This window comes from Curtobacterium sp. MCBA15_016, from assembly GCF_001865105.1.
Lineage (GTDB): Bacteria > Actinomycetota > Actinomycetes > Actinomycetales > Microbacteriaceae > Curtobacterium.
Map to the genome: position 1 here is coordinate 144,030 of NZ_MJGR01000016.1, position 2,624 is coordinate 146,653.

At 69.9% G+C, this 2,624-nt stretch carries 3 protein-coding genes; all 3 read left to right on the plus strand.

Features of this window, described 5'->3' with window-relative positions:
* The first annotated feature begins 195 nt into the window (after positions 1 to 195).
* The 3 genes from rplM to glmM are packed head-to-tail and all read left to right on the plus strand — an operon-like array spanning position 196 to position 2,562.
* Positions 196 to 642: a 50S ribosomal protein L13 gene (gene rplM / locus BIV03_RS07585; RefSeq protein ID WP_022906970.1), complete on the plus strand. Its 447-nt coding sequence runs from the start codon at positions 196 to 198 to the stop codon at positions 640 to 642.
* A gap of 38 nt (positions 643 to 680) precedes the next feature.
* Positions 681 to 1,166 carry a 30S ribosomal protein S9 gene (gene rpsI, locus BIV03_RS07590; protein ID WP_022906971.1) on the plus strand — a complete coding sequence of 162 codons (486 nt, stop codon included), beginning with the start codon at positions 681 to 683 and terminating at the stop codon, positions 1,164 to 1,166.
* Between the two features lie 22 nt (positions 1,167 to 1,188).
* Positions 1,189 to 2,562, plus strand: a complete 1,374-nt coding sequence (glmM, locus tag BIV03_RS07595) for a phosphoglucosamine mutase (protein ID WP_071295217.1) — start codon at positions 1,189 to 1,191, stop codon at positions 2,560 to 2,562.
* The last annotated feature ends 62 nt before the right edge of the window (positions 2,563 to 2,624 follow it).

A 2,624-nucleotide genomic window follows, 5' to 3' on the forward strand; every position in this document is an offset into this window, starting at 1 on the left:
GCGCCTCCCGTCCGTCCTGTCTCCGTTTGACCGCCGTCACGTGCGTCGGGTAGGCTCTCACCTTGGTCTGCGCGCTCTGTGCGCCGGACAGTCAGATGAGCCCTCCACCGGGCCGTTCACACGGGTTCTCCCACGTGAACACCCACCGGAGCGGGATTCACGGACTCCTCACCTCGACACGAAAGCAGCACCACTGTGACTCGTACGTTCTCCCCGAAGCCGGCAGACGTCCAGCACGACTGGATCGTCATCGACGCCACCGACGTCGTCCTCGGCCGCCTCGCCACCCACGCCGCGGCGCTCCTGCGCGGCAAGCACAAGGCCACCTTCGCCCAGCACATGGACATGGGTGACTACGTCATCATCGTGAACGCCGACAAGGTCGCCCTGACCGGTTCGAAGCTCGCGAAGAAGGTCTACTACCGCCACTCGGGCTACCCGGGCGGCCTCACGGCGACCTCCTACCCGGAGATGCTCGAGAAGCACCCGACCCGCGCCGTCGAGAAGGCGATCCGCGGCATGCTCCCGAAGAACACCCTCGGTCGTGAGCAGCTCAAGAAGCTGAAGGTCTACGCCGGCGCGGAGCACCCGCACTCGGCGCAGCAGCCCAAGGCGTACACCTTCGACCAGGTCGCACAGTAGTTCCGGCCACGACGACTTCCAAGGACTAGGTAAAACTCATGGCTCAGATCGCTGACTCCCTCGACCAGACCCCGGAGAGCTTCACCACGGAGAGCGCACCCGCCGCTTCCGAGGCCGCTCCCCGTCAGATCCTCAACGTCTCGGGCGGTGCCGTCGGGCGCCGCAAGGAGGCCATCGCACGCGTCCGTCTCGTCCCGGGCTCCGGCTCGTTCGTCGTGAACGGCCGCTCGCTCGAGGACTACTTCCCGAACAAGCTGCACCAGCAGCTCATCAACGACCCGTTCAAGGTGCTCGAGCTGCTCGGCGCCTACGACGTCGTCGCCCGCATCACCGGTGGTGGCCCCTCGGGTCAGGCTGGTGCGCTCCGCCTCGCCATCGCCCGTTCGCTGAACGAGATCGACCGCGAGAACAACCGCGCCACCCTCAAGAAGGCCGGCTTCCTCACCCGCGACGCCCGCGTCATCGAGCGCAAGAAGGCCGGTCTCAAGAAGGCCCGCAAGGCTTCGCAGTTCTCGAAGCGCTAGTCGTCACCGGCTGAAGATCGCAATGCCGCGTCTGTTCGGTACCGACGGGGTTCGTGGTCTCGCCAACGGCGAGCTGACGGCCGCGCTCGCACTGGGTCTTGCCCAGGCGAGCGCGGCCGTCCTCACACACGGACACCACGCGGACGCCCGCCGGGCGTCCGGTCGACCGCGCCCTCGTGCGGTCCTCGCGCGCGACCCGCGCGTCTCCGGCGAGTTCCTCGGTGCCGCGGTCGCGGCCGGGCTCGCCTCCGCCGGCGTCGACGTGCTCGACGCCGGGGTCATCCCCACCCCCGCTGCGGCGTTCCTCGTCGCGGACATCGACGCCGACTTCGGCGTGATGATCTCCGCGTCGCACAACCCCGCTCCCGACAACGGGATCAAGTTCTTCGCCACGGGCGGCCGGAAGCTCCCGGACGAGGTCGAGGACCGCATCGAAGCGGCCATGCACGACCACTCCGCACCGACCCCCACCGGTGGCGACGTCGGCCGGATCACCCGGTTCGCCGACGCCGAGGACCGCTACGTCGTCCACCTGCTCGGAACGCTGCCGCACCGGCTCGACGGCATCCACGTCGTGCTCGACTGCGCGAACGGCGCCGCCGCGGGTGTCTCGCCCGAGGTGTTCGTCAACGCCGGGGCCCGCGTGACCCTGATCGGTGCCGACCCGGACGGCATGAACATCAACGACGGTGTCGGGTCCACCCACATCGACAACCTCGCCCGCGCGGTGCTCTCGCACGGAGCGGACGTCGGCATCGCCCACGACGGTGACGCGGACCGCTGCCTCGCGGTCGACGCCGCCGGCAACGCGATCGACGGCGACCAGATCATGGCGATCCTCGCGCTGTCGCTGCAGGAGCGCGGGCGCCTGGCGTCCGACACCCTCGTCGCGACGGTGATGTCGAACCTCGGGCTGAAGCGGGCCATGGCGGACGCGGGCATCACGATGCTCGAGACCGGTGTCGGCGACCGCTACGTCCTCGAGAAGATGACCGAGGGCGGGTACTCGCTCGGTGGCGAGCAGTCCGGCCACATCATCTTCAACGAGTTCGCGACCACCGGCGACGGCATCCTCACCGGGTTGCACCTCGTCGCCGAGATGGCCCGGACGGGCAAGACGCTCGAGCAGCTCGCGTCGTGCATGACGGTGTTCCCGCAGGTGCTCGTGAACGTGCGCGGGGTGGACCGGCACGGCCTGGCCGACCAGGGCGTGCAGGACGCTGTCGCCGCTGCGACCGCCGTACTCGGGGACGCGGGGCGCGTGCTGCTCCGGCCGTCCGGCACCGAGCCCGTCGTGCGGGTCATGGTCGAGGCGGCCTCGCAGGCCGATGCCGAGCGGATCGCCGAGGAGCTCGCGGCCGTGGTGCGCGAGCGCCTGGCGCTCGACGCGGCGTAGGCGCGCTGGCGCGCGCTGGCCCGCTCGGCGCGCTCGCACAACCAAAGTCCGTCGGAACCACG